The 20,727-nt window shown below is 71.7% G+C and carries 16 protein-coding genes; 4 read left to right on the forward strand and 12 right to left on the reverse strand.

Annotated elements, in window-relative coordinates:
* Nucleotides 1-32: 32 nt before the first annotated feature.
* The 5 genes from ACWD3E_RS14885 to ACWD3E_RS14905 are packed head-to-tail and all read right to left on the reverse strand — an operon-like array spanning nt 33 to nt 7,209.
* Nucleotides 33-1,193, reverse strand: a complete 1,161-nt coding sequence (locus ACWD3E_RS14885) for an acyl-CoA dehydrogenase family protein (RefSeq protein ID WP_451387939.1) — start codon at nt 1,191-1,193, stop codon at nt 33-35.
* A 7-nt stretch (nt 1,194-1,200) separates the two neighbouring features.
* Nucleotides 1,201-3,111 carry an ATP-binding protein gene (locus ACWD3E_RS14890; RefSeq protein WP_451387940.1) on the reverse strand — a complete coding sequence of 637 codons (1,911 nt, stop codon included), beginning with the start codon at nt 3,109-3,111 and terminating at the stop codon, nt 1,201-1,203.
* A gap of 8 nt (nt 3,112-3,119) precedes the next feature.
* Nucleotides 3,120-4,718 carry an acyl-CoA carboxylase subunit beta gene (locus ACWD3E_RS14895; protein ID WP_451387941.1) on the reverse strand — a complete coding sequence of 533 codons (1,599 nt, stop codon included), beginning with the start codon at nt 4,716-4,718 and terminating at the stop codon, nt 3,120-3,122.
* Complete coding sequence (locus ACWD3E_RS14900) at nt 4,715-6,418, reverse strand: acyclic terpene utilization AtuA family protein (RefSeq protein ID WP_451387942.1); 1,704 nt, start codon at nt 6,416-6,418, stop codon at nt 4,715-4,717. The genes ACWD3E_RS14895 and ACWD3E_RS14900 overlap by 4 nt, the downstream gene beginning before the upstream one ends.
* On the reverse strand, nt 6,415-7,209 hold the full coding sequence (locus ACWD3E_RS14905) for a TIGR03084 family metal-binding protein (protein WP_451387943.1): 795 nt from the start codon (nt 7,207-7,209) through the stop codon (nt 6,415-6,417). The genes ACWD3E_RS14900 and ACWD3E_RS14905 overlap by 4 nt, the downstream gene beginning before the upstream one ends.
* 124 nt (nt 7,210-7,333) lie before the next feature.
* On the opposite strand from ACWD3E_RS14905, the gene ACWD3E_RS14910 reads away from it, so the two are divergent.
* Nucleotides 7,334-8,107, forward strand: a complete 774-nt coding sequence (locus ACWD3E_RS14910) for a class I SAM-dependent methyltransferase (protein ID WP_451387944.1) — start codon at nt 7,334-7,336, stop codon at nt 8,105-8,107.
* Between the two features lie 3 nt (nt 8,108-8,110).
* Here ACWD3E_RS14910 and ACWD3E_RS14915 read toward each other — a convergent pair whose 3' ends face one another.
* The 4 genes from ACWD3E_RS14915 to ACWD3E_RS14930 all read right to left on the reverse strand — a co-directional run bounded on the left by ACWD3E_RS14915 (nt 8,111) and on the right by ACWD3E_RS14930 (nt 14,144).
* A complete protein-coding gene (locus tag ACWD3E_RS14915; protein ID WP_451387945.1) occupies nt 8,111-9,031 on the reverse strand; it encodes an EamA family transporter in 921 nt (306 codons plus the stop codon).
* Nucleotides 9,032-9,172: 141 nt separating this feature from the next.
* The gene (locus ACWD3E_RS14920) at nt 9,173-10,294 is read right to left on the reverse strand and encodes a lipid II:glycine glycyltransferase FemX (protein ID WP_451387946.1); all 1,122 of its coding nucleotides are present in this window, start codon (nt 10,292-10,294) and stop codon (nt 9,173-9,175) included.
* A gap of 141 nt (nt 10,295-10,435) precedes the next feature.
* Nucleotides 10,436-11,203 carry a metallophosphoesterase family protein gene (locus ACWD3E_RS14925; protein WP_451387947.1) on the reverse strand — a complete coding sequence of 256 codons (768 nt, stop codon included), beginning with the start codon at nt 11,201-11,203 and terminating at the stop codon, nt 10,436-10,438.
* Nucleotide 11,204: 1 nt separating this feature from the next.
* Nucleotides 11,205-14,144, reverse strand: a complete 2,940-nt coding sequence (locus tag ACWD3E_RS14930; protein WP_451387948.1) for an FAD-binding and (Fe-S)-binding domain-containing protein — start codon at nt 14,142-14,144, stop codon at nt 11,205-11,207.
* A gap of 157 nt (nt 14,145-14,301) precedes the next feature.
* On the opposite strand from ACWD3E_RS14930, the gene serC reads away from it, so the two are divergent.
* Entirely contained in the window at nt 14,302-15,420 is a 1,119-nt protein-coding gene (gene serC, locus ACWD3E_RS14935) for a phosphoserine transaminase (RefSeq protein WP_451387949.1), read from the forward strand.
* A gap of 132 nt (nt 15,421-15,552) precedes the next feature.
* Here the strand turns inward: serC and ACWD3E_RS14940 are convergent, their stop codons facing one another.
* Both ACWD3E_RS14940 and ACWD3E_RS14945 read right to left on the reverse strand, forming a co-directional pair.
* Nucleotides 15,553-16,059, reverse strand: coding sequence for a carboxymuconolactone decarboxylase family protein (locus ACWD3E_RS14940; RefSeq protein ID WP_451387950.1), 507 nt, complete (start codon nt 16,057-16,059; stop codon nt 15,553-15,555).
* A gap of 30 nt (nt 16,060-16,089) precedes the next feature.
* Nucleotides 16,090-17,328 (reverse strand): glycosyltransferase, encoded by a 1,239-nt coding sequence (locus ACWD3E_RS14945; protein WP_451387951.1) that lies wholly within the window; start codon nt 17,326-17,328, stop codon nt 16,090-16,092.
* A gap of 385 nt (nt 17,329-17,713) precedes the next feature.
* Here ACWD3E_RS14945 and ACWD3E_RS14950 point away from each other — a divergent pair, with 385 nt between their 5' ends.
* Both ACWD3E_RS14950 and ACWD3E_RS14955 read left to right on the forward strand, forming a co-directional pair.
* The gene (locus ACWD3E_RS14950; RefSeq protein ID WP_451387952.1) at nt 17,714-19,192 is read left to right on the forward strand and encodes a purple acid phosphatase family protein; all 1,479 of its coding nucleotides are present in this window, start codon (nt 17,714-17,716) and stop codon (nt 19,190-19,192) included.
* Between the two features lie 122 nt (nt 19,193-19,314).
* Nucleotides 19,315-19,758: a PPOX class F420-dependent oxidoreductase gene (locus ACWD3E_RS14955; protein WP_451387953.1), complete on the forward strand. Its 444-nt coding sequence runs from the start codon at nt 19,315-19,317 to the stop codon at nt 19,756-19,758.
* Between the two features lie 4 nt (nt 19,759-19,762).
* Here the strand turns inward: ACWD3E_RS14955 and ACWD3E_RS14960 are convergent, their stop codons facing one another.
* On the reverse strand, nt 19,763-20,725 hold the full coding sequence (locus ACWD3E_RS14960; RefSeq protein ID WP_451387954.1) for a WD40 repeat domain-containing protein: 963 nt from the start codon (nt 20,723-20,725) through the stop codon (nt 19,763-19,765).
* Between the last annotated feature and the right edge of the window lie 2 nt (nt 20,726-20,727).

A 20,727-nucleotide genomic window follows, 5' to 3' on the forward strand; every position in this document is an offset into this window, starting at 1 on the left:
CGGCAACGTGGCGAGGGCCGGGCCCTGTCGGTCTAGTAGGACTTGGGCAGGCCCAGGGTCTGGTGGGACACGTAGTTGAGAATCATCTCGCGGCTCACCGGGGCAATACGAGCCACCCGCGCGCCCGTTATCAGCGAGGCGAGGCCGAATTCGCGTGTCAGGCCGTTGCCGCCGAGGGTGTGCACGGCCTGGTCGACCGCCTTCACGCAGGCCTCCCCGGCCGCGTACTTGGCCATGTTGGCGGCCTCGCCCGCACCGATGTCGTCGCCCGCGTCGTAGAGATGGGCGGCCTTCTGCATCATCAGACGGGCCAGTTCCAGGTCGATGTGCGCCTGGGCGAGGGGGTGGGCGATGGCCTGGTGGGCGCCGATGGGGGTCTTCCAGACGCTGCGCTCGCGGGCGTACTCGATGGCCTTGGCGAGCGCGTAGCGGCCCATGCCGATCGCGAACGCGGCCGTCATGATCCGCTCGGGGTTGAGCCCGGCGAACAGCTGGAGCAGGCCCGCGTCCTCGTCGCCGACGAGCGCGTCGGCGGGCAGCCGTACGTCGTCCAGGACCAGCTCGAACTGCTTCTCGGCGGCGTTGAGTTCCATGTCGATGGGCCGCTTCTGGAAGCCCTCGGCGTCGGTCGGGACGATGAACAGGCAGGGCTTGAGGCGTCCGGTGCGGGCGTCCTCGGTGCGGCCGACGATCAGCACGGCGTCGGCCATGTCGACACCGGAGATGAAGACCTTGCGGCCGGTGAGCAGCCAGTCGGCGCCGTCTTTCCGTGCCGTCGTGGTGATGCGGTGGGAGTTGGAACCGGCGTCGGGCTCGGTGATCCCGAAGGCCATGAGACGGGAGCCGTCGGCGAGTCCGGGCAGCCACTCGCGCTTCTGCTCCTCGGTGCCGAAGCGGGAGATGACCGTGCCGCAGATGGCGGGCGAGACGACGAGCATGAGCAGCGGGGAGCCGGCGGAGCCCAGCTCTTCGAGGACTATGGAGAGTTCGGCGATGCCGCCGCCTCCGCCGCCGTACTCCTCCGGCAGGTTGACGCCGAGGTAGCCGAGCTTGCCCGCCTCGGACCAGAGTTCGGTGGGACGGCGTCCCTCGGCGATGGTGCGGGTGATGTAGTCGCGGCCGTAGCGCTTGCCGAGGGCGGCGACGGCGGCGCGGAGGGCCTTGTGCTCTTCGGATTCGATGACGGCGGTCATGGGACTCCTAGGAAGAAGGGGTTTCCTGCACTACGGCGAGCAACATGCCTGGTTCCACCTGCTGTCCCGGCTTGACCTTCAGGGACGTCAGCGTGCCCGTGGCCGGTGCCGAGATCTGGTGCTGCATCTTCATCGCCTCCAGCCAGATCAGCGGCTGTCCGGCCTGGACGACGGCTCCCTCCGTCAGGCCCTCGGCGACGCGGACGACCGTGCCGGGCATCGGGGCGAGCAGGGAGCCGGGGACGAGCTGGGCGGCCGGGTCGGGGAAGCGGGGCAGGGCGGTGAGGGCGGTGGAGTTGACGTACACCTGGTCGCCGTACCGCACCACCTCGAACTTGCGCTGGACGCCGTTCACTTCGAGGACGACGAGACGGGCGTCGGCGTGCACGACCCGGACCCCGTCGGCCGCCGGGCCCTGGCGGGTGTGCCGGTAGCGGACCTCGTGCTCCTCGCCGCCCACCTGGTACCGCTTGACCTGCGGCTGCGAGGGCACGTTGCGCCAGCCGCCGAAGCGGGAGCGGCCGTGCGCGTCGGCCAGGGCGGCGGCCAGCGCAACTAGAGGTGGTCGCGCAGCGACTCCGTTGAGGGCGGTGGTGGGAGACGGGTGGGCGTACGGCTCGGGGGCGGGCTCGGTCAGTCGGGCGAGGTGGCGGTCGTAGAAGCCGGTGTCCATGCGGCCGGACGTGAACTCCTCGTGGCGCAGGGAGCGTACGAGCAGGTCACGGTTGGTGACCGGACCGTGGATCGCCGCCCGCTCCAGGGCTCCGGCGAGCCTGCGGACCGCCTCCGCGCGGGTGGCGGCGTGGGCGACGACCTTGGCGAGCATCGGGTCGTAGTGGACGCCGATGGTGTCGCCGTCGGCGCAGCCCGTGTCGAGACGGACGCCGTCGGGTACGGCGAGCCGGTGCAGGGTGCCGGTCTGCGGGGCCCAGTCGCGGGCGGGGTCCTCGGCGTAGAGGCGGGCCTCGACGGCGTGCCCGCGGGCGCGGGGCGGTTCGGCCGGGAGGGCGTGGCCCTCGGCGACGCGGATCTGCTCGGCGACCAGGTCGAGGCCGAACACCGCTTCGGTTACGGGGTGTTCGACCTGGAGCCGGGTGTTCATCTCCAGGAAGTGGGCGCGGCCGTCGGCGACCAGGAACTCGACCGTGCCGGCGCCGACATAGGACACGGCGCGCGCGGCACGTACGGCCAGCGCGTGCAGCTCCTTGGTGAGCGCCTCGGGGAGTCCCGGCGCCGGGGCCTCCTCGATCACCTTCTGGTGGCGGCGCTGGAGGGAGCAGTCGCGGGTGCCGAGCGGCCACACCGTGCCGTGGGCGTCCGCGAGGATCTGCACCTCGACATGGCGGCCGTGCTCGATGTACGGCTCCACGAAGACCTCGCCGTCACCGAAGGCGCTCGCGGCCTCGGCGCGCGCGCCCTCCAGCGCGGCGGGCAGCTCGTCCAGACGGCGCACGATCCGCATGCCGCGCCCGCCGCCACCGGCCGCCGCCTTCACCAGCACCGGCAGGTCGGCCTCGGCGACCTCGGCCTCGGCCAGGGGCGCGAGGCCCATCAGCTGCTTGGCGCGCGTCTTGGACGCCATCGCCTCGATCGCCTCCGGCGGCGGCCCGATCCAGACCAGGCCGGCGTCGAGGACGGCGCGGGCGAAGTCGGGGTTCTCGGACAGGAAGCCGTAGCCGGGATGGACGGCGTCCGCGCCGGCGGCCAGGGCCGCCTTCACGATCAGGTCGCCGCGCAGATACGTCTCGGCGGGCGTCGCGCCCGGCAGCCGTACGGCCGTGTCGGCCACGCGCGCGTGGAGCGCGTTCTCGTCGGCGTCCGAGTGCACGGCGACCGTCCGGATGCCCGACTCGGCGCAGGTGCGGAAGATCCGGCAGGCGATCTCGCCGCGGTTGGCGACGAGCACAGTCGAAATCACGTGATTCCTCACATCCGGAAGACGCCGAAGCCGCCACGCGCGCCCTCGTAGGGGGCGGTGTGGATCGCGGAGAGGCACAGGCCGAGGACGGTGCGGGTGTCGCGCGGGTCGATGACGCCGTCGTCGTACAGCCGCCCGGACAGGAACATCGGCAGCGACTCGGACTCGATCTGCTGCTCCACCATGGCGCGCAGGGCCGCGTCCGCGTCGTCGTCGTACGGCTGCCCCTTCGCCGCCGCCGACTGCCGGGCGACGATCGACAGCACGCCCGCGAGCTGCTGCGGGCCCATGACGGCCGACTTGGCGCTGGGCCAGGCGAACAGGAAGCGGGGGTCGTAGGCGCGCCCGCACATGCCGTAGTGCCCGGCGCCGTACGAGGCCCCCATGAGCACCGACAGATGCGGCACCCGGCTGTTGCTGACCGCGTTGATCATCATCGAGCCGTGCTTGATGATCCCGCCCTGCTCGTACTCCTTGCCGACCATGTAGCCGGTGGTGTTGTGCAGGAAGAGGAGCGGGATGTCGCGCTGGTTGGCCAACTGGATGAACTGCGCGGCCTTCTGAGACTCCTCGCTGAACAGGACTCCCTGCGCGTTGGCCAGGATGCCGACCGGGTAGCCGTGCAGGGCCGCCCAGCCGGTGGCGAGGCTGGTGCCGTACAGGGGCTTGAACTCGTCGAAGTCGGAGCCGTCCACCAGGCGGGCGATGACCTCGCGCGGGTCGAAGGGCGTCCTGAGGTCGCCGGGGACGATGCCGAGCAGTTCCTCGGGGTCGTACTTGGGCGGTGTCGCCGGGCCCGGATCGCCGTACGCCTTGCGGTGGTTGAGGCGGGCGACCACGCGGCGGGCCTGGCGCAGGGCGTCCAGCTCGTCCACGGCGAAGTAGTCGGCGAGACCGGACACGCGCGCGTGCATCTCCGCGCCGCCCAGGGACTCGTCGTCGCTCTCCTCGCCGGTCGCCATCTTCACCAGCGGCGGACCGCCGAGGAACACCTTCGCCCGCTCCTTGACCATGATCACGTGGTCGGACATGCCGGGGATGTACGCGCCACCGGCCGTGGAGTTGCCGAAGACGACGGCGACGGTGGGGATGCCGGCGGCGGAGAGGCGGGTGATGTCCCGGAAGACGGCGCCGCCCGGGATGAAGATCTCCTTCTGGGACGGCAGATCCGCACCGCCCGACTCCACCAGGCTGATGCAGGGCAGCCGGTTGGCGAGGGCGATGTCATTGGCGCGCAGGGACTTCTTCAGGGTCCACGGGTTGCTGGCGCCGCCGCGCACGGTCGGGTCGTTGGCGGTGATCAGGCACTCCACGCCCTCGACCACGCCGATGCCGGTGACCACGGAGGCGCCGACGGTGTAGTCGCTGCCCCAGGCGGCCAGCGGGGACAGTTCCAGGAACGGGGTGTCCGCATCGAGCAGCAGCTCGATGCGCTCGCGGGCGAGCAGCCTGCCGCGCCCCCGGTGCCGCTGGACGTACTTCTCGCCGCCGCCCGCGAGGGCCTTGGCGTGCTCGGCCTCCAGGTCGGCGAGCTTGGCGAGCATGGTCTCGCGGTGGGACTGGTAGTCGGGGCTGGTGGTGTCGAGGGCGGTCTGGAGAACCGTCACAGCAGGGCCTCCGGGATGTCCAGGTGGCGGGAGCGCAGCCATTCGCCGAGGGCCTTGGCCTGCGGATCGAAGCGGTGCTGGGAGGCGACGCCCGCACCGAGGATGCCCTCGACCACGAAGTTGAGGGCACGGAGGTTCGGCAGCACGTGCCGGGTGACCGACAGGTGCCGGGTCTCGGGCAGCAGCTCGTGCAGCCGTTCGGCGGTCAGCTCGTGCACGAGCCAACGCCAAGCTGCGTCGTCCGCGCACGCGCGGGTCCAGACCCCCACGTTGGCGTTGCCGCCCTTGTCCCCGCTGCGGGCCCCGGCGATGAGGCCGAGGGGGGCGCGGCGGGTGGGGCCGGGCGGGAGGGGTTCGGGGAGCGGGGGCTGCGGTACGACGTCGTGCGCGAGGGTGTCCTGGGGCGGGGCCACGGTGACCCGGCGTCCGTCGTGGAGGACGGCCACATGGTCGACGGCACCATGGGGGACGTACACAGCGTCGAAGACCCCATAGGGGGCGCCCTTCCCAGGTGGGGAGAGCACATGGAAGCCGGGGTAGCTGGCCAGTGCCAGCTCGATCGCGGCCCCGCTGAGCGCCCGCCCGACGGTCCGCTGGTCCGGGTCCCGTACGACGAGCCGCAGCAGGGCGCTGGCGGTCTCCTCGGTGTCGGCGTCGGCCCGGTCGGTGCGCACGAGATCCCAACGGACGTCCTCGGGCGGTGACTTGGCGAGTGCGTCGGTGAGCTGCTCGCGCACGAGCGCCGCCTTGTCCTCGATGCCGAGCCCGGTGAGGACGAAGACGACCTCGTTGCGGAAGCCGCCGAGCCGGTTCAGCCCGACCTTGAGCGTGGGCGGCGGGGCCTCCCCGCGCACGCCGTCGACCCGCACCCGGTCCGGCCCGTCCTGGCTCAGCCGTACGGTGTCCAGCCGGGTGGTGACGTCGGGCCCGAGGTACCGGGCGCCGCCGGTCTCGTACAGCAGCTGCGCGGTGACCGTGCCGACGTCGACGAAGCCGCCGGTGCCGGGGTGCTTGGTGATGACACTGCTGCCGTCGGCGTGGATCTCGGCGAGCGGGAAGCCGGGCCGGCGCACGGCCCCCGCCCCGTGCTCCCCGAAGAACGCGTAGTTGCCGCCGGTGACCTGCGGCCCGCACTCCAGCAGATGCCCGGCGACGACGGCGCCCGCCAGCCGGTCGTACTCCCCCGGCTGCCAGCCGAAGTGGGCGGCGGCGGGCCCGGTGACGAGGGCGGCGTCGGTCACCCGCCCGGTGATCACGATGTCGGCACCGGCCCGCAGGCACTCGGCTATGCCGAAGCCGCCGAGGTAGGCGTGGGCGGCGAGGGTGCCCGGGTGGGCGGCGGTGAGGTCATCACCTTCGACGTGCGCGACCCGGACGGGGATGCCGAGCCTTTGCGTCAACTCCCGTACGGCTTCGGCGAGTCCGGCCGGGTTGAGGCCGCCGGCGTTGACGACGAGCCGTACGCCGCGCTCGTGGGCGAGCCCGAGGCAGTCTTCGAGCTGCCGCAGGAAGGTGCGGGCGTATCCGGCGGCCGGGTCCTTGAGGCGGTCCCGCCCCAGGATGAGCATGGTGAGTTCGGCGAGGTAGTCGCCGGTGAGGACGTCGACCTCGCCGCCGGTGAGCATCTCGCGCAGGGCGTCGAAGCGGTCGCCGTAGAAGCCGGAGAAGTTGCCGATGCGCAGGGGGCCGCCCGCCGTCACCGCCCGGCCTCCTTGGGCGGGCGGCCGGTGCCGGCCGGTCCTGCGAAGGCCTGGGCGATGTCGAGCCAGCGGTCGGCGTCCGGGCCCTCGGCGCGTACGGCGAGGTCGGCGCGGTGGGCGCGCTGGGTGACGAGGAGGCAGAAGTCCAGGGCGGGGCCGGTGACCCGCTGCGCGGCGTCCTCGGGGCCGTACGTCCACACGTCACCGGATGGAGCGGTCACCTCGACGCGGAACTCCTCCTGCGGCACGGGCAGCCCGTGCACGCCGAAGGCGAAGTCCCGGGCGCGCACCCCGATGCGGACCACATGCCTGAGCCGGTCGGTGGGTGGGCGCACCATATGCAGCGCATCCGCCACGTCCTGACCGTGGGCCCAGGTCTCCATGAGGCGGCCGGTGGCCATCGAGGCGGCCGACATGGGCGGCCCGAACCAGGGGAAGCGGGCGCCGTGCGGGGCCGCCCGGAGCGCCCGGTCCAGCGTGGCGCGTCCCTCGCGCCACCGGGACAGCAGCTCGGCGGCCGGGATCCGGGCGCCTTCCTCGGCGGCGTCGTCCACGAAGGAGCCGGGGGCCGCGAGCGCCTGCTTCACGACCTCCTGGAAACCCCCCTCGTCCGTGACGGCGAGCAGCGCGGCCCGGTCCGTCCAGTGCAGGTGGGCGATCTGGTGGGCGATGCTCCAACGAGCGGCGGGCGTCGCGAGTCCCCACTCCTCTTCGCTCAACTCGGCCACCAAACGGTCGAGTTCTCCACTTTCCTCGCGCAGGTCGTCGAAGACGGGCGTCGGCTCAGACATGGGGGGAGCATGTCAGTGAGGCCAGAAACAATCAAGCATGCTTGCATGAATTTGGCCGACAAGGCTGCGGAGGGCCGCCGGAAAATCGGGCGCCCCGGACGGGCGGGGGCCGTACGGTCGTCGGATGCTCGATGACGACGAGGACGTTGGCAGTGAGGACGTGAACGGCGACGGCTACTTCGGGGAGTCCGTCGCAAGGACGTACGACGACTCGGCGGCGGACATGTTCGACGCGCGAGTCGTGGAGCCGGCGGTCGGCCTGCTGACGGAGCTGGCCGCGGGCGGCCGGGCGCTGGAACTCGGCATCGGCACCGGGCGCATCGCGCTGCCCCTGGCGCGGCGCGGCGTCGAGGTGCACGGCATCGACCTGTCCCGGGCGATGGTGGCCCGGCTGCGGGCCAAGCCGGGCGGGGAGGCGATCGGGGTGACGATCGGCGACTTCGCCACGGCCCGGGTGGGCGGCGGCTTCTTCGTGGCCTACCTGGTCTTCAACACGATCATGAACCTGACGTCACAGGACGCCCAGGTGGACTGCTTCCGCAATGTCGCGGACCAGCTGGCGCCCGGCGGCCGGTTCGTGGTGGAGGTGATGGTCCCCGACCTGCGCAGACTTCCGCCCGGACAGACCGCGGTGCCGTTCCATGTGGGCGGCGACCGGCTCGGCTTCGACGTGTACGACGTCGCGACCCAGTCGATGAGTTCGCACCATGTCAGGGTCGCGGAAGGCCGGGGCTCGTACCGCTCGATCCCGTTCCGGTACGTGTGGCCCGCCGAGCTGGACCTGATGGCCCGGCTGGCCGGGATGCGGCTGTGCGACCGGTGGGAGGACTGGACGCGGCGGCCCTTCACCGGCGAGAGCCGCAGCCATGTCTCGGTCTGGGAGAAGCCCGCCGGCTGACCGTCAGGCCTCCGGTACGACAGCCTTCCCCCGGCCCACCTGTGTCCGTACCGCGCCGATGCTCGCCGCGATGACCAGGGCGATCGCGGCGGCCTCGGTCGCGGAGAGGGACTGGCCGAGGATCAGAAGGCCGGCCGTGGCCGCGAGGGCCGGTTCCAGGCTCATGAGGACGGCGAAGGTGGAGGCGGGCAGGCGGCGCAGGGCCAGGAGTTCGAGGGTGTAGGGCGCGACCGAGGAGAGCAGGGCCACCGCCGAGCCGAGGGCCGCGGTGGTCGGGTTGAGCAGCCGGGTGCCCGCCTCGGCGATGCCCACGGGGAGGCAGAGCAGGGCCGCGACCGCCATGGCGAGGGCCAGCCCGTCCGCCTGTGGGAAGCGGCGCCCCGTACGGGCGCTGAAGACGATGTAGGCCGCCCACATGGCGCCCGCGCCCAGGGCGAAGCCGACGCCTACGGGGTCGAGGTCACTGAAGCCTCCGCCGCCCAGCAGAAAGACACCGGCGAGGGCCAGCGCCGCCCACACGGCGTTGATCGCCCGCCGCGAGGCCAGCACGGACAGGGCCAGCGGGCCGAGCACTTCGAGGGTGACCGCGGGGCCCAGCGGGATGCGGGCGACCGCCTCGTAGAAGAGGCCGTTCATGGCGCCCATGGCGATACCGAAGACGATCACCGTGCCCCAGTCGGAGCGCGAGTGGCCGCGCAGCCGGGGGCGGCAGAACAGGAGGAGCACGACGGCCGCCGCGAACAGGCGCAGGGTGACGACGCCGAGGGCACCGGCCCGGGGCATCAGGGTCACCGCGAGCGCCCCGCCGAACTGCACCGAGACACCCCCCGCGAGCACCAGCCCGACCGGCCCGAGCGAGCCGGACCTGCTCGGCGTTCCGACGGGGGCGACCGGGGTCGGCGTGGCGGTGCTTGAGGTGGTCACGGGCGGTCCCAGCTGCTCGATCGAGTTCGTTCATCGCGATGTACTACCAGGTCCAGGGTAATGGACTTGGACAGGAGCGTGAACCCTTTATGGAACTGTCCCGGATGGTGGAATCGGGCGTGTCAGATGCCGGGTGCTGGATCAGCGCCGGGCCATGTAGACGTCGAGCGCCTTGTGCAGCAGCCGGTTCAGCGGGAAGTCCCACTCCCCCAGGTACTCGACGGCCTCGCCGCCGGCGCCCACCTTGAAGCGGAGCAGGCCGAGCAGGTGGTTGGACTCCTCCAGGGTGTCGGTGATGCCCCGGAAGTCGTAGACATGGGCGCCCAGCTCGTGGGCGTCGGCCATCATCCGCCATTGCATCGCGTTGTTGGGCTGCACCTCGCGCTTGCGGCTGGTGGAGGCGCCGTAGGAGTACCAGACGTGCCCGCCGGCGATCAGCATGGTGGCCGCGGCCAGGACGTCGCCTTCGTGGTGGGCGAGGTACAGCCGCATGCGGTCGGGGTGTTCGGCGGCGAGGGCGCTCCACATGCGCTGGAAGTAGGGCAGCGGACGCGGAATGAACCGATCCCGCTCGGCCGTCTCCCGGTACAGCTCATAGAAGAGCGGCAGCTCGTCATACCCCCCGCGTACGACCTTCACCCCGGCCTTCTCGGCCTTCTTGATGTTCCGCCGCCACTGCTGATTCAGCCCCCGGTGAATGTCCTCCAACGGCCGCCCACCGAACGGAACCTGGCAGACGTACCGGGGCTGCCCGGCCGCGAACCCCTCCTCGCTCCCCGGCTCGGTCTGCTGCCAGCCCATGCGGCGCAGCCGGTCGGCGAGGTCGAAGGCCCGCGGTTCGTACGACGTCGCCTCCGCGTCCCGCAGCCGTCGCGCGTCCGGGTCGGCGATCGCGGCCTTGACCGCCCCGGGGTTCCACCGCCGTACGACGACGGGCGGCCCCATCTTCACCGAGAACGCGCCCTTGTCCTTCAGGTAAGCCAGCATCGGCTCCAGCCAGCGCTCCAGATCGGGCGCGTCCCAGTCGATGACCGGCCCCTCCGGCAGATACGCCAGATACCGCTTCACCTTCGGCAACGGCCGCAGCAGCACCAGCCCCACCCCGACGACCCGCCCGTCCCCCTCGAACCACCCCACGCTCTCCGCCCGCCAGTCGGGCTTCACATCGCCCCACGACGGCAGCTGCATATGACTGACCGAGGCCCGGGCCGCCACGAACTCAAGATGCTCGGCACGGCTGATGGGCCGCAGGGTGAGGGTCATACGCAGGACTCCTTCGAGGTCGTCGGTCCCGTCACCCTACGAGGAGCAACCTCCAGGCGGACGATCTTGATCACCTCACCGGACCACAGCGGACATGACGGCCTGGCGGGCGGCAGCCCAGGTGTCCGCCCGACCGTCCACTCACCCGTCCGGCCGCCCGTCCTTCGGGCCCCACGCCTCCAGTACCTCCGTGTCCGTGGCCCGGGCGTGCAGGAAGTAGTCGGCCCACTCGGCCATGTCCGGGTAGGCGCACTCGCGCACCAGCCGGGCCACCGCCGCCGGGATGTCGTACGGCGTCACGCGCAGGTCTGTGCCGGGGCCGAGGAGGCACCAGTGGGCGCCGGGACGGCCGTAGGGCATGCCGACGCTGCCGGGGTTGATGACGAGGCGGCCGTGGGCCAGGCGGACGTACGGCATGTGGGTGTGGCCGCAGACCACCGTGCCGATGTCCGGGGCGAGGCCGGTGAAGACCTCGGCCCAGCGGGCCGGGCGGGAGTCCACCAGCACCAGTTCCTCGTCGTCGCGCGGGGTCGCATGGCAGAACAGCACTTTGCCCAGGCCCCGGACACGCAGGGTGAGGGTCTTGGGGAGGGCGGCGAGGAAGTCGACCTGCTCCCCGCGGAGCGCCTGCGCCGCGAACGGGCCTATGGGGTCCGGGATTGCGGTGCGTGCGCCCCGGCGGTACTCCACCAGTTCGCGGTCCGCGTTTCCCGCCAGCCACAGCACCCGGTCGCCCTGTTCGCGCAGCAGGTCCAGCACCTCCGCCGGCTGTGGGCCCGCCGTGATGTCGCCGGTCAGCACGAGGCGGTCTGCCGCGGCCACCTCGGGCTCGGCCAGGACGGCCTCCAGGGCGGGCAGTACGCCGTGGATGTCGGACAGGACGGCCACCCGGCCGTATTCCTCGGTCACTTCACTCCCCCGAGTCACCTCGCTCCTCCGTTTCCTTCTCCAGCGCCTCCGCCAACACCTCCGCCAGGTGTCGCCCGTGTACGCCCCCCAGTTGTTCCAGCTGCGTACGGCACGAGAAACCGTCCGCCAGGATCACCGCCCCCTCCGGGGCCTGCCGCACCGTCGGCAGGAGCTGTTCCTCCGCGCAGGCCCGGGACACCTCGAAGTGGCCCTTCTCGAAGCCGAAGTTGCCCGCCAGGCCGCAGCAGCCGCCGGCCAGTTCCCCGGTGAGGCCCGCCGACTCGCGCAGTCGCCGGTCGGCCGTGTCGCCGAGGACCGCATGCTGGTGGCAGTGGGTCTGGCCGGCGACCGGGCGGTTCACGGAGGGTGGGGTCCAGTACGGGGCGTGCTGTTCCAGCGTCTCGGCGAAGGTGCGGACCGCTGCCGCGAGCCGGGTCGCGCGGGGGTCGTCGTGGAGGAGTTCCGGGAGGTCGGTGCGCAGGGCCGCCGCGCAGCTCGGTTCCAGGACGACCACCGGTACCCCGGCCTCCAGCACCGGTTCCATCAGGTCCAGGGTGCGGCGCAGCACCGTACGGGCGCGGTCGAGTTGGCCGGTGGAGACGTAGGTCAGGCCGCAGCAGACCCGGGCCCGGCGGGCCGGCAGCAGGGAGAGCGGGGATCTCGACCTTCCGTCTCCGATGCGGTGCCCCCTGGGCAGTTGCAGGGTCGGCGGGAGCGCCACCCGGAGCCCGGCGGCCTCCAGGACGCGTACGGCGGCCCGGCCGACGGAGGGGGAGAGGTGCTCGGTGAAGGTGTCCGGCCAGAGGACGACCAGGTCGCCGTTCCCGTTCCCGTTCCCGTCCTCGTCCGGGCGTGCCTTGTGCCGCCGCCACCAGCGGGTGAACGTCTCCGACGCCAGCCGGGGGATCTCCCGCTCGGGCGCGATCCCCCCGAGCCGCTTCCCCGCCCACGCCAACGGCCGTAGCGAAGCCAGCGAGTTGAGCAGCGGAGCCATGCGCAGCCGGGCCGTCCAGCGCAGCCACTGCGGCAGCCGGCCCATGGACAGGTGCGCGGCGGGGCGGCGGCGGCCCGCGTAGTGGTGATGCAGGAACTCCGCCTTGTAGGTGGCCATGTCGACGCCGACCGGGCAGTCCGAGCGGCAGCCCTTGCAGGACAGGCACAGGTCGAGGGCGTCCCTGACCTCTGTGGACCGCCAGCCGTCGGTGACCAGTTCACCGGCGAGCATCTCGTGCAGCAGCCGGGCCCGCCCGCGTGTGGAGTGCTCCTCCTCGCCGGTCGCGCGGAAGGACGGGCACATGACGGCGGGGCCGGACACCGTCGTCGTACGGCACTTCGCCACACCGACGCAGCGGCGGACGGCGGCACGGAAGTCACCGCCGTCGGCCGGGTAGCCGAAGGCCACCGGCACGGGTTCGCGGGGCAGCGCGGCGAAGCGGAGGTTGGTGTCCAGCGGGGCCGGGCGGACCAGCATGCCGGGGTTGAGCAGGTCGTCGGGGTCCCAGATGCCCTTGGCCCGTTCGAAGAGCCGCACCATCTCGTCCCCGTACATCCTCGGCAGCAGCTCGGCCCGCGCCTGTCCGTCGCCGTGCTCCCCGGACAGCGAGCCGCCGTGGGCCACGACCAGGTCGGCCACTTCCTCCGAGAAGCGCCGGAAGCGGGCGACGCCGGCGTCGGTGAGGAGGTCGAAGTCGATGCGGACGTGGATGCAGCCGTCGCCGAAGTGGCCGTACGGCGTGCCGTGCAGACCGTGGGCGGCGAGCAGCGCGCGGAAGTCCCGCAGATAGGCGCCGAGCCGGGCGGGCGGCACCGCGCAGTCCTCCCAGCCGGGCCAGGCCTCTCCCCCGGACAGGGAGGTGCGCCCGTCGTCCGGCATCCGCGTCGCCCGGCCGCTCGCGTCCTCGCGAATGCGCCACAGGGCCCGCTGGGCCGCCGGGTCCGTCACCACGGCGGCATCCACCACGTCGGCCGCGCGGACGATGGCCTCCGCATGCGCGCGTGCCTCCGTCGCCGACTCGCCGTCGGCCTCCACGAACAGCCAGGCGCCGCCCCGCGGCAGCCCGGCCGACGAGGGCACCAGGTCGGCCGCCATGCCCTCCACGGTCAGCGGCCTGTACGCCAGCAGGCCCGCGGCGGCCTCGGCCGCGGCGCTCTCGTCGGCGTACCCGAGGACGGCGAGGGCACGCGCGCGTGGCGTCTCCACCAGCCGTACGACCGCCTCGGTGAGGATGCCCAGGGTGCCCTCGGAGCCGCAGAAGGAGCGGGCCACGTCGGCCCCCTTCTCGGGCAGCAGCGCGTCCAGCGCGTACCCGGAGATGCGGCGCGGCAGTTCGGGGAAGCCGGTGCGCAGCCGGGCCAGGTCGCCCTCGACCAGGGCGCGCAGCCCGTCCGGGGCGCCCGCCCAGTCCTGCCCGAGCCGCAGCCGCCGCCCGCGCGCGGTGATGACCGACAGTTCGCGGACGCTGTCCGCGGTGGTCCCCCAGGCGACCGAGTGGGAACCGCAGGAGTTGTTGCCGATCATCCCGCCGAGCGTGCACCGGCTGTGTGTGGACGGGTCGGGGCCGAAGCGCAGGCCGTGCGGGGCCGCGGCCTCCTGGAGCCGGTCGAGGACGAGGCCCGGCTGTACGACGGCGGTGCGGGTGCCCGGGTCCAGCTCCAGCAGCCCGTTCATGTGCCGGGTGAAATCCAGCACGACACCGGTACCCGTCGCCTGTCCGGCGATCGACGTACCCCCGCCGCGCGCGACCACGGGCACCCCGCGCGCCCGGCACACCTCCAGAACGGCGGCCACGTCGTCCTCGTCTCTCGGCGCGGCCACTCCCAGCGGGACACGCCGGTAGTTGGACGCGTCCATGGTGACCAGCGCCCGGGACGTCGTGTCGAACCCGACCTCGCCCCGGACGACCCTGCGCAGCTCCGCTTCAAGGCCCGAGAGATCCGTCATGCGTCCAGGATGCATCCGCTCACACACAGTCACCGCGACTTTTCCACAGCCCCGCACGTATCGTCGTACGACCTCACAGGTCCATTGAACCGGCGATCTTGTCTCATCCGACGGACACGGTTCCTCCCCGTTTCGCCCAGCGGATACCCTCCGACTCGTGGCCGACATCCAGATCCCCGCTGACATCAAGCCCGCCGACGGACGCTTCGGCGCTGGCCCCTCCAAGGTGCGGACCGAGGCGCTGGACGCCCTCGCCGCCACCGGTACCTCCCTCATGGGCACCTCCCACCGTCAGGCGCCCGTCAAGAACCTGGTGGGCCAGGTCCGCGAAGGCATCAGCTCCCTGTTCTCCCTCCCTGACGGCTACGAGGTCGTCCTGGGCAACGGCGGCTCCACCGCCTTCTGGGACATCGCCACCCACGGTCTGATCGAGAACAAGTCCCAGCACCTCAGCTTCGGCGAGTTCTCCTCCAAGTTCGCCAAGGCCGCGAGGCTCGCGCCCTGGCTGGCCGAGCCCACCGTCATCGCCACCGACCCCGGCACCCACCCCGAGGCGCAGGCCGAGGCGGGCGTCGACGTCTACGCCTACACGCACAACGAGACCTCCACCGGTGTCGCCATGCCGATCAAGCGCGTGGCCGGCGCCGACGAGGGCGCGCTCGTCCTCGTGGACGCCACCTCCGGCGCGGGCGGCCTCCCGGTCGACGTCGCCGAGACCGACGTCTACTACTTCGCCCCGCAGAAGTCGTTCGCCGCCGACGGCGGCCTGTGGATCGCTCTCTTCTCCCCGGCCGCGATCGAGCGCGCGGAGCGCATCCACGCGTCCGGCCGCCACATCCCGGAGTTCTTCAGCCTCCCCACGGCGATCGACAACTCCCGCAAGAACCAGACGTACAACACCCCGGCCCTCGCCACCCTCTTCCTGCTCAACCAGCAGCTGGAGTGGCTCAACGGCCAGGGCGGCCTGGCCTGGTCCACGGCCCGTACGAAGGACTCGTCCACCCGCCTGTACACCTGGGCGGAGGAGAGCAAGTACGCCACCCCGTTCGTCTCGGACCCGGCCAAGCGCTCCCAGGTCATCGGCACGATCGACTTCTCCGACGAGATCGACGCGGCGGCCGTCGCCAAGGCGCTGCGCGCCAACGGCATCGTGGACACCGAGCCGTACCGCAAGCTCGGCCGCAACCAGCTGCGCATCGCGATGTTCCCGGCGGTCGACCCGGCGGACGTCGAGGCGCTGACGCGGTGCATCGACTACGTGATCGAGAAGCTCTGATCCGAGAAGCTCTCATCCGAGAAGCTCCCGTCCGAGAACCTCTGATCACTGTTGCGGTCGTACGACGGTGAAGGGCGCCCTGCGGAGTACCGCGGGGCGCCCTTGCTCGATCGGTCGTTTCGGCGGGTTACTTCACTTCCACGGGTCGGTGAACGACCGCCCGGGCACCGGCTTGGCGATGAGCGCTATGGGGATGAAGAAGTTGACCTGGCCGATCGCGAACATGAGTGTGGCGAGCGCCTTGGCCTCGTAGTGCTCGGCCGCCTGCGCGTACAGCTCGTCGGAGACTCGCTCGCCGTCCACCGACGGCTGGAGCACGGCTTCCACCAGTGCGAGCGCGGCACGCTCGGCACCGGTGAAGTACGGCGAGTCCTGCCAGGACGCCACCGAGGTGATCCGCTCCTCCGACTCCCCGGCCTTGCGCAGGAAGCCCGTGTGCAGCACGGTCAGGTAGGTACTGCCGACGATCTGGCCGGCGCGCAGCTGGACCAGGCTGATCGTGGAGCGCGGTACCGAACCGTTGCCGGCGGCCCTGAACAGCGCCGCGGAGACCTCCGCCAGCTCGGGGACGAGCTCCGCGGGGTCCTCGGACATCCGCGGAACCATCGGGACCTCCGCCGTGATCGAACGTGCTTCCATCGCCGTCTCCTTCGGGCTTTCGTGTTGCCTTCACTGCCCTGACGGTTCGCGGCGGAGAGAGGTAACAGTGTCGGACAGCAGCCTCGCGGCCACCGCAGCACCGTCGGTGCGGACCGTGCCCGCAACGGCCTTCGCCCGGTGGTGGACTTCGGACGTCAGGGCCGCCTTGAGCGCGGCCGACAGGGAGTCGAAGGTGGGGGTCGGACCGTCGTGGGCCACGCCGATGCCCAGCTCGGCCACCCGGCCGGCCCAGTACGGCTGGTCCGCCAGCTGGGGTACCACCACCTGAGGCGCACCGGCCCGGGCCGCCGTCGTCGTGGTGCCCGCGCCGCCGTGGTGCACGACGGCGGCCATCCGGCCGAACAGGGCCTGGTGGTTGACCTCGCCTACGACGAAACAGTCGTCCTGGTCGCCGATCAGGGTCAGGTCGGCCCAGCCGCGGGAGAGGACCGCACGGCGGCCCTGCGCGCGCACCGCTTCGACGGCCACCTGGGCGACGTCCCCCGACGCGTGCATGGGCATACTGCCGAAGCCGACGTACACCGGCGGTTCACCGGCCTCCAGGAAGGCCAACAGCTCATCCGGCAGCGGGCGTTCGTCCGGCACGATCCATGCGCCGGTCTGTACGACGTCGAGGTCCGCCATCCCCTGCCACGGGTCCAGGGCCGGGTCCGTCGCCAGCCACGGCCGGTCGCCGACCACGTAGTGGCGGACGTCGTCCACCGGGGGCAGGCCGATCGACTCGCGGTTGGTGTTGAGCGCCGCCCCGAACAGGTCGTTGACGGTCCGGGCGTCCTGCTCCCACAGCACCTTGTTGTCGGTCACCTCCGACGGGAGCGGCCGGCCCGGATACGCCAGCGGCCGGCGGTGGAGCGAGGGCAGGGTGACCTGCTGGAAGGTCACCGACACGGAGGGGATGCCCAGCTTCTCGGCCACCGTCAGGGCACCGGCCGCGGCCGGGAGCATGCCGGTCGCCACCAGCACGTCACATCCCTCGGCCGCCGCGGTGACCGTGTCCAGCTGCCCGGCGATGATCGCGGCAGCGCGCTGGGAGATGGACGACGGCGGCAGCGCCGCCTTGGTCAGCGCCCGTGCGGACGGGCCGACCGGCACCATCGGCACGCCGACACCGGCCAGCCGCTGAGCGAAGTCCTCGTCCGGCGGCGCGCACACCCGCACCTCCGCGCCGAGTTCCCGCAGCGCCACGGCGAGCCCCGCCATCGGTTCGACGTCCCCGCGCGACCCGAACGTGGACAACAGCACACGCATGATGTGATCCCCCATTTCCGCAGCTCCAACTGGCTTCGGCCGACGATTCTGCGGCACCGGCGGGGGCTTGCCGCAAGGCCCCCCGTGCGCTATACGTTGAGAGTGGCAAGGAGTGGGCGAACTCCTTGCCTTTTTCTGTGTGTTGGGCGGCCAGTGCATGCGCCCGCTGGAGCGTGGCGGCCGTTGTTAGGGTGCACGGACCAACATCGCTACCTCACAAGGGCGTTACATGCCGATCGCACGCAGATCATTACTGACCGGTTCGACGGTTGCCGCGGCCACCACCGCACTCGGCACCGCGGGGAGCGCTGAAGCCTCCGGCCGTTCACAGTCCGCTCCACTCCCCTTGCTCCAGCGCACACCGGGCAGCCTCGGCGTGCCCGGCGTGACAGGGCTGCACCTCCAGTTCGGGGCCGACCCCGCCACCGAGATGACCGTCTCCTGGATCAGCCCGCAGTCCGTACGCCGCCCGCAGGTGCGCCTGGGCTGCCCGGACGGAGGCGACGGGCAGGTGGTCGACGCCGAGACCCGCACCTACCGCGACGGGCTCTCCGGACAGGAGGTGTACGTCCACCACGCCCGCCTCAGCAGGCTGCGGCCGGAAACCACCTACCTGTACTCGGCCGGGCACGACGGGGCCGTACCGGAGAGCGGTTCGTTCACCACGGCGCCGCGCGGTCGCACCGCGTTCACCTTCACCAGCTTCGGCGACCAGGGCACGCCCAACCTGCGGCGGGTCGTCCAGTGGCCTGCGGGAGCCCCCGCCCCTTCGCCCGCGGGACACTTCCCGCTCTACACCAGCACCCAGGCCGGCACTCCGGCCTCCGCCGACATCGTGGCCGCGGTGGAACGGGTCGATCCGCTGTTCAACCTGCTGAACGGCGACCTGTGCTATGCCGGTGCGGCCGGCGTCATCGGTGAGGACCGCGTGGCGACCTGGGCGGACTGGTTCATCAGCAACAGCCGTTCGACGCGGCTGCGCCCGTGGATGCCCTGCGTCGGCAACGGCGAGAACGAGAAGGGCAACGGCCCTTTGGGGGTGAGCGGTTACCAGACCTACTTCACCCTGCCCGAGTCGACGGCCGCCGCCGATCCCGAGACCGAGGGCCTGTGGTACGCCTTCACCGTCGGCTCCGTGCGCTTCATCAGCCTGGCCAATGACGACGTGGCGATCCAGGACTCCGGCGACACCTATGTGAACGGATACTCCGACGGGGCACAACGCCGCTGGCTCGAAAGGGAGTTGAAGGCGGCACGGGGGAACGACGGGATCGACTGGATCGTCGTCTTCATGCACCACCCGATGATCTCCAGCAGTCTCACCGGCAGCGGCAGCGACCTCGGGATCCGCAAGGCATGGGGCCCGCTCTTCGACACGTACGAGGTCGACCTGGTGCTCTGCGGGCACGAGCACTACTACGAGCGGTCACTGCCGGTCCGCGGTGCCCTGCCGAGCGAGGGCCTCACCCCGATTCCGGTCTCCACCAGCACCGATGTCATCGACAGCAGCAAGGGCACCGTCCACATGATCATCGGGGGCGGCGGCAATTTCGCAACCAACCAGGACGCCCTGTTCGACGAGCCCAAGGGCCGGGTCGTCGTCGACCTGAGCACGGAGATGCAGGGTCGCCACCGCAAGCCGGTCTACATCACCGAGGACGCCCCCTGGCGCGCCGTCCAGGACCGCGTCCACACCCACGGCTTCGCGGCTTTCGACGTGGATCCCGGTGACCGCCGCACCGGCCGCACCCGGATACACGTCACCTACTACACCTTCGACGGCCCCTACGCCGACCTCACCCCTGTGGACACCTTCACCCTCGAACGCCCCCGCAAGGACGCCCGGCCCCAAGGGAGGCGGTGAGGCAGACGGGTGGCCCCGGCAGACCCGCTGTTCGGGGCACCCCTTGCGGGAGCGCTCCCATGCAGGGCCCCGACGGACCCGTCAGGGTGACAAGTGCGGCTATTGATGCCTGTATGGGAGGTATGACCAGTTCGCGTACGAGCTCCGTGCTCGCCCCCTTCGTCAAGCAGTACGCCGCCCTCCTCACGACCCACAAGAAGGACGGCACCGGCATCGGCACACCCATGAACATCGCCGTCGAGGGAGACCACGCCTACGTCCGCACCGCGGCATCCGCCCGGAAGGTCAGGCGCATCCACAACAACCCCGAGGTGGAACTCGCCCCCGCCACCGTGCGCGGCGCCCCCACCGGCCCGCAGATCCACGCACGGGCACGGCTGCTGGAGCACGGCAGCCCGGAGGAACAGCACGCGGCCAAGCTGCTTCGGCACAAGTACCCCATTGCGCAAGGGGTGGTGGTGCCACTCGCCCACAAGCTGATGCGCGCACAAACGCTGCACTACGAGCTGCGGCCCAGCGGGGAGGAACCGCCGGTCGGAAAGTGGGCGGAGCCCACCGACCGGTGATCGCTCAGCCTCTCCGCCGCAGCCTCCGCAGCCCGAACAGGGCGAGCGCCCCGGCGACGACGGCGGCGCCGACCTTCACACTGACACCGCCGGAGCCGCCGCCCGCCGCAGCTGAACTACCGCCGCCCGACTGCGACTTGCCAGCATGGTCGCCCGGAGCGTCCTGCACCTGCACCGGGCTGTCCGCGCCCTCGCTGCCCAACAGCAGCTTCGTACCGTCGGCGGAGTAGGTGACCGACTCGCCCTGCTGCTGCAAGGGCACGTCGAGCCGGCCCTCGCGCTTGATCCGGCCGCCGTTCCAGTCGTAGTAGATGCCGCCGAAGTAGCCGCGCACGACGAGCTGTTGCCCGTCCGGCGAGAAGGCGGCGTCGGTGGCCCAGAGGTCGACGGTGGCCACCGGCTTGAACACGTTCGTACCGGACGGCGAGAGGGTCGCGGGGCCCTCGTAGAGGTGCCCGCCGTCCTCCTTCTTGTCGACGATGTACACACGCCCGGTCTTCGGGTGGACGATCAGCGACTCGGCGTTCCTCGGCCCGTCCGCGTACTTCACCACGTACTGCTTGGCCGTGACCGTCTGGTCCTTCAGCACCTTCGGCTCGGGCAGCCGGTAGATCCACACGTACGGCCACTTGCCGCCGAGGTTGTCGCCGATGTCGCCGACGTAGATCTGGTGGTCCGGGCCGATGGAGATGGCCTCGACGTCCCGCGGGGAGCCGATGCCGCGCAGCGTCACGGTGGCGACGGTCTTCCCGGTCGCACTGTCCACGGCGTAGATGTACGGGCCGTCGTTGCTGTCGTTGTGCGTCCAGTAGATGCCGGGGTGCAGATGGGAGGCGGCCAGGCCGCTGGACTCGGCGATCCGCGGATCCTTGATCGTGAACCCCTGGTCTCCGTCCGCGGCGGAGGCGGGCACGGCGAACGCGCCCACGAGAAGGGCCCCGGCGAGGAGAGCGAACGATCGACGCATGC

This window comes from Streptomyces sp. NPDC002676, assembly GCF_053592455.1.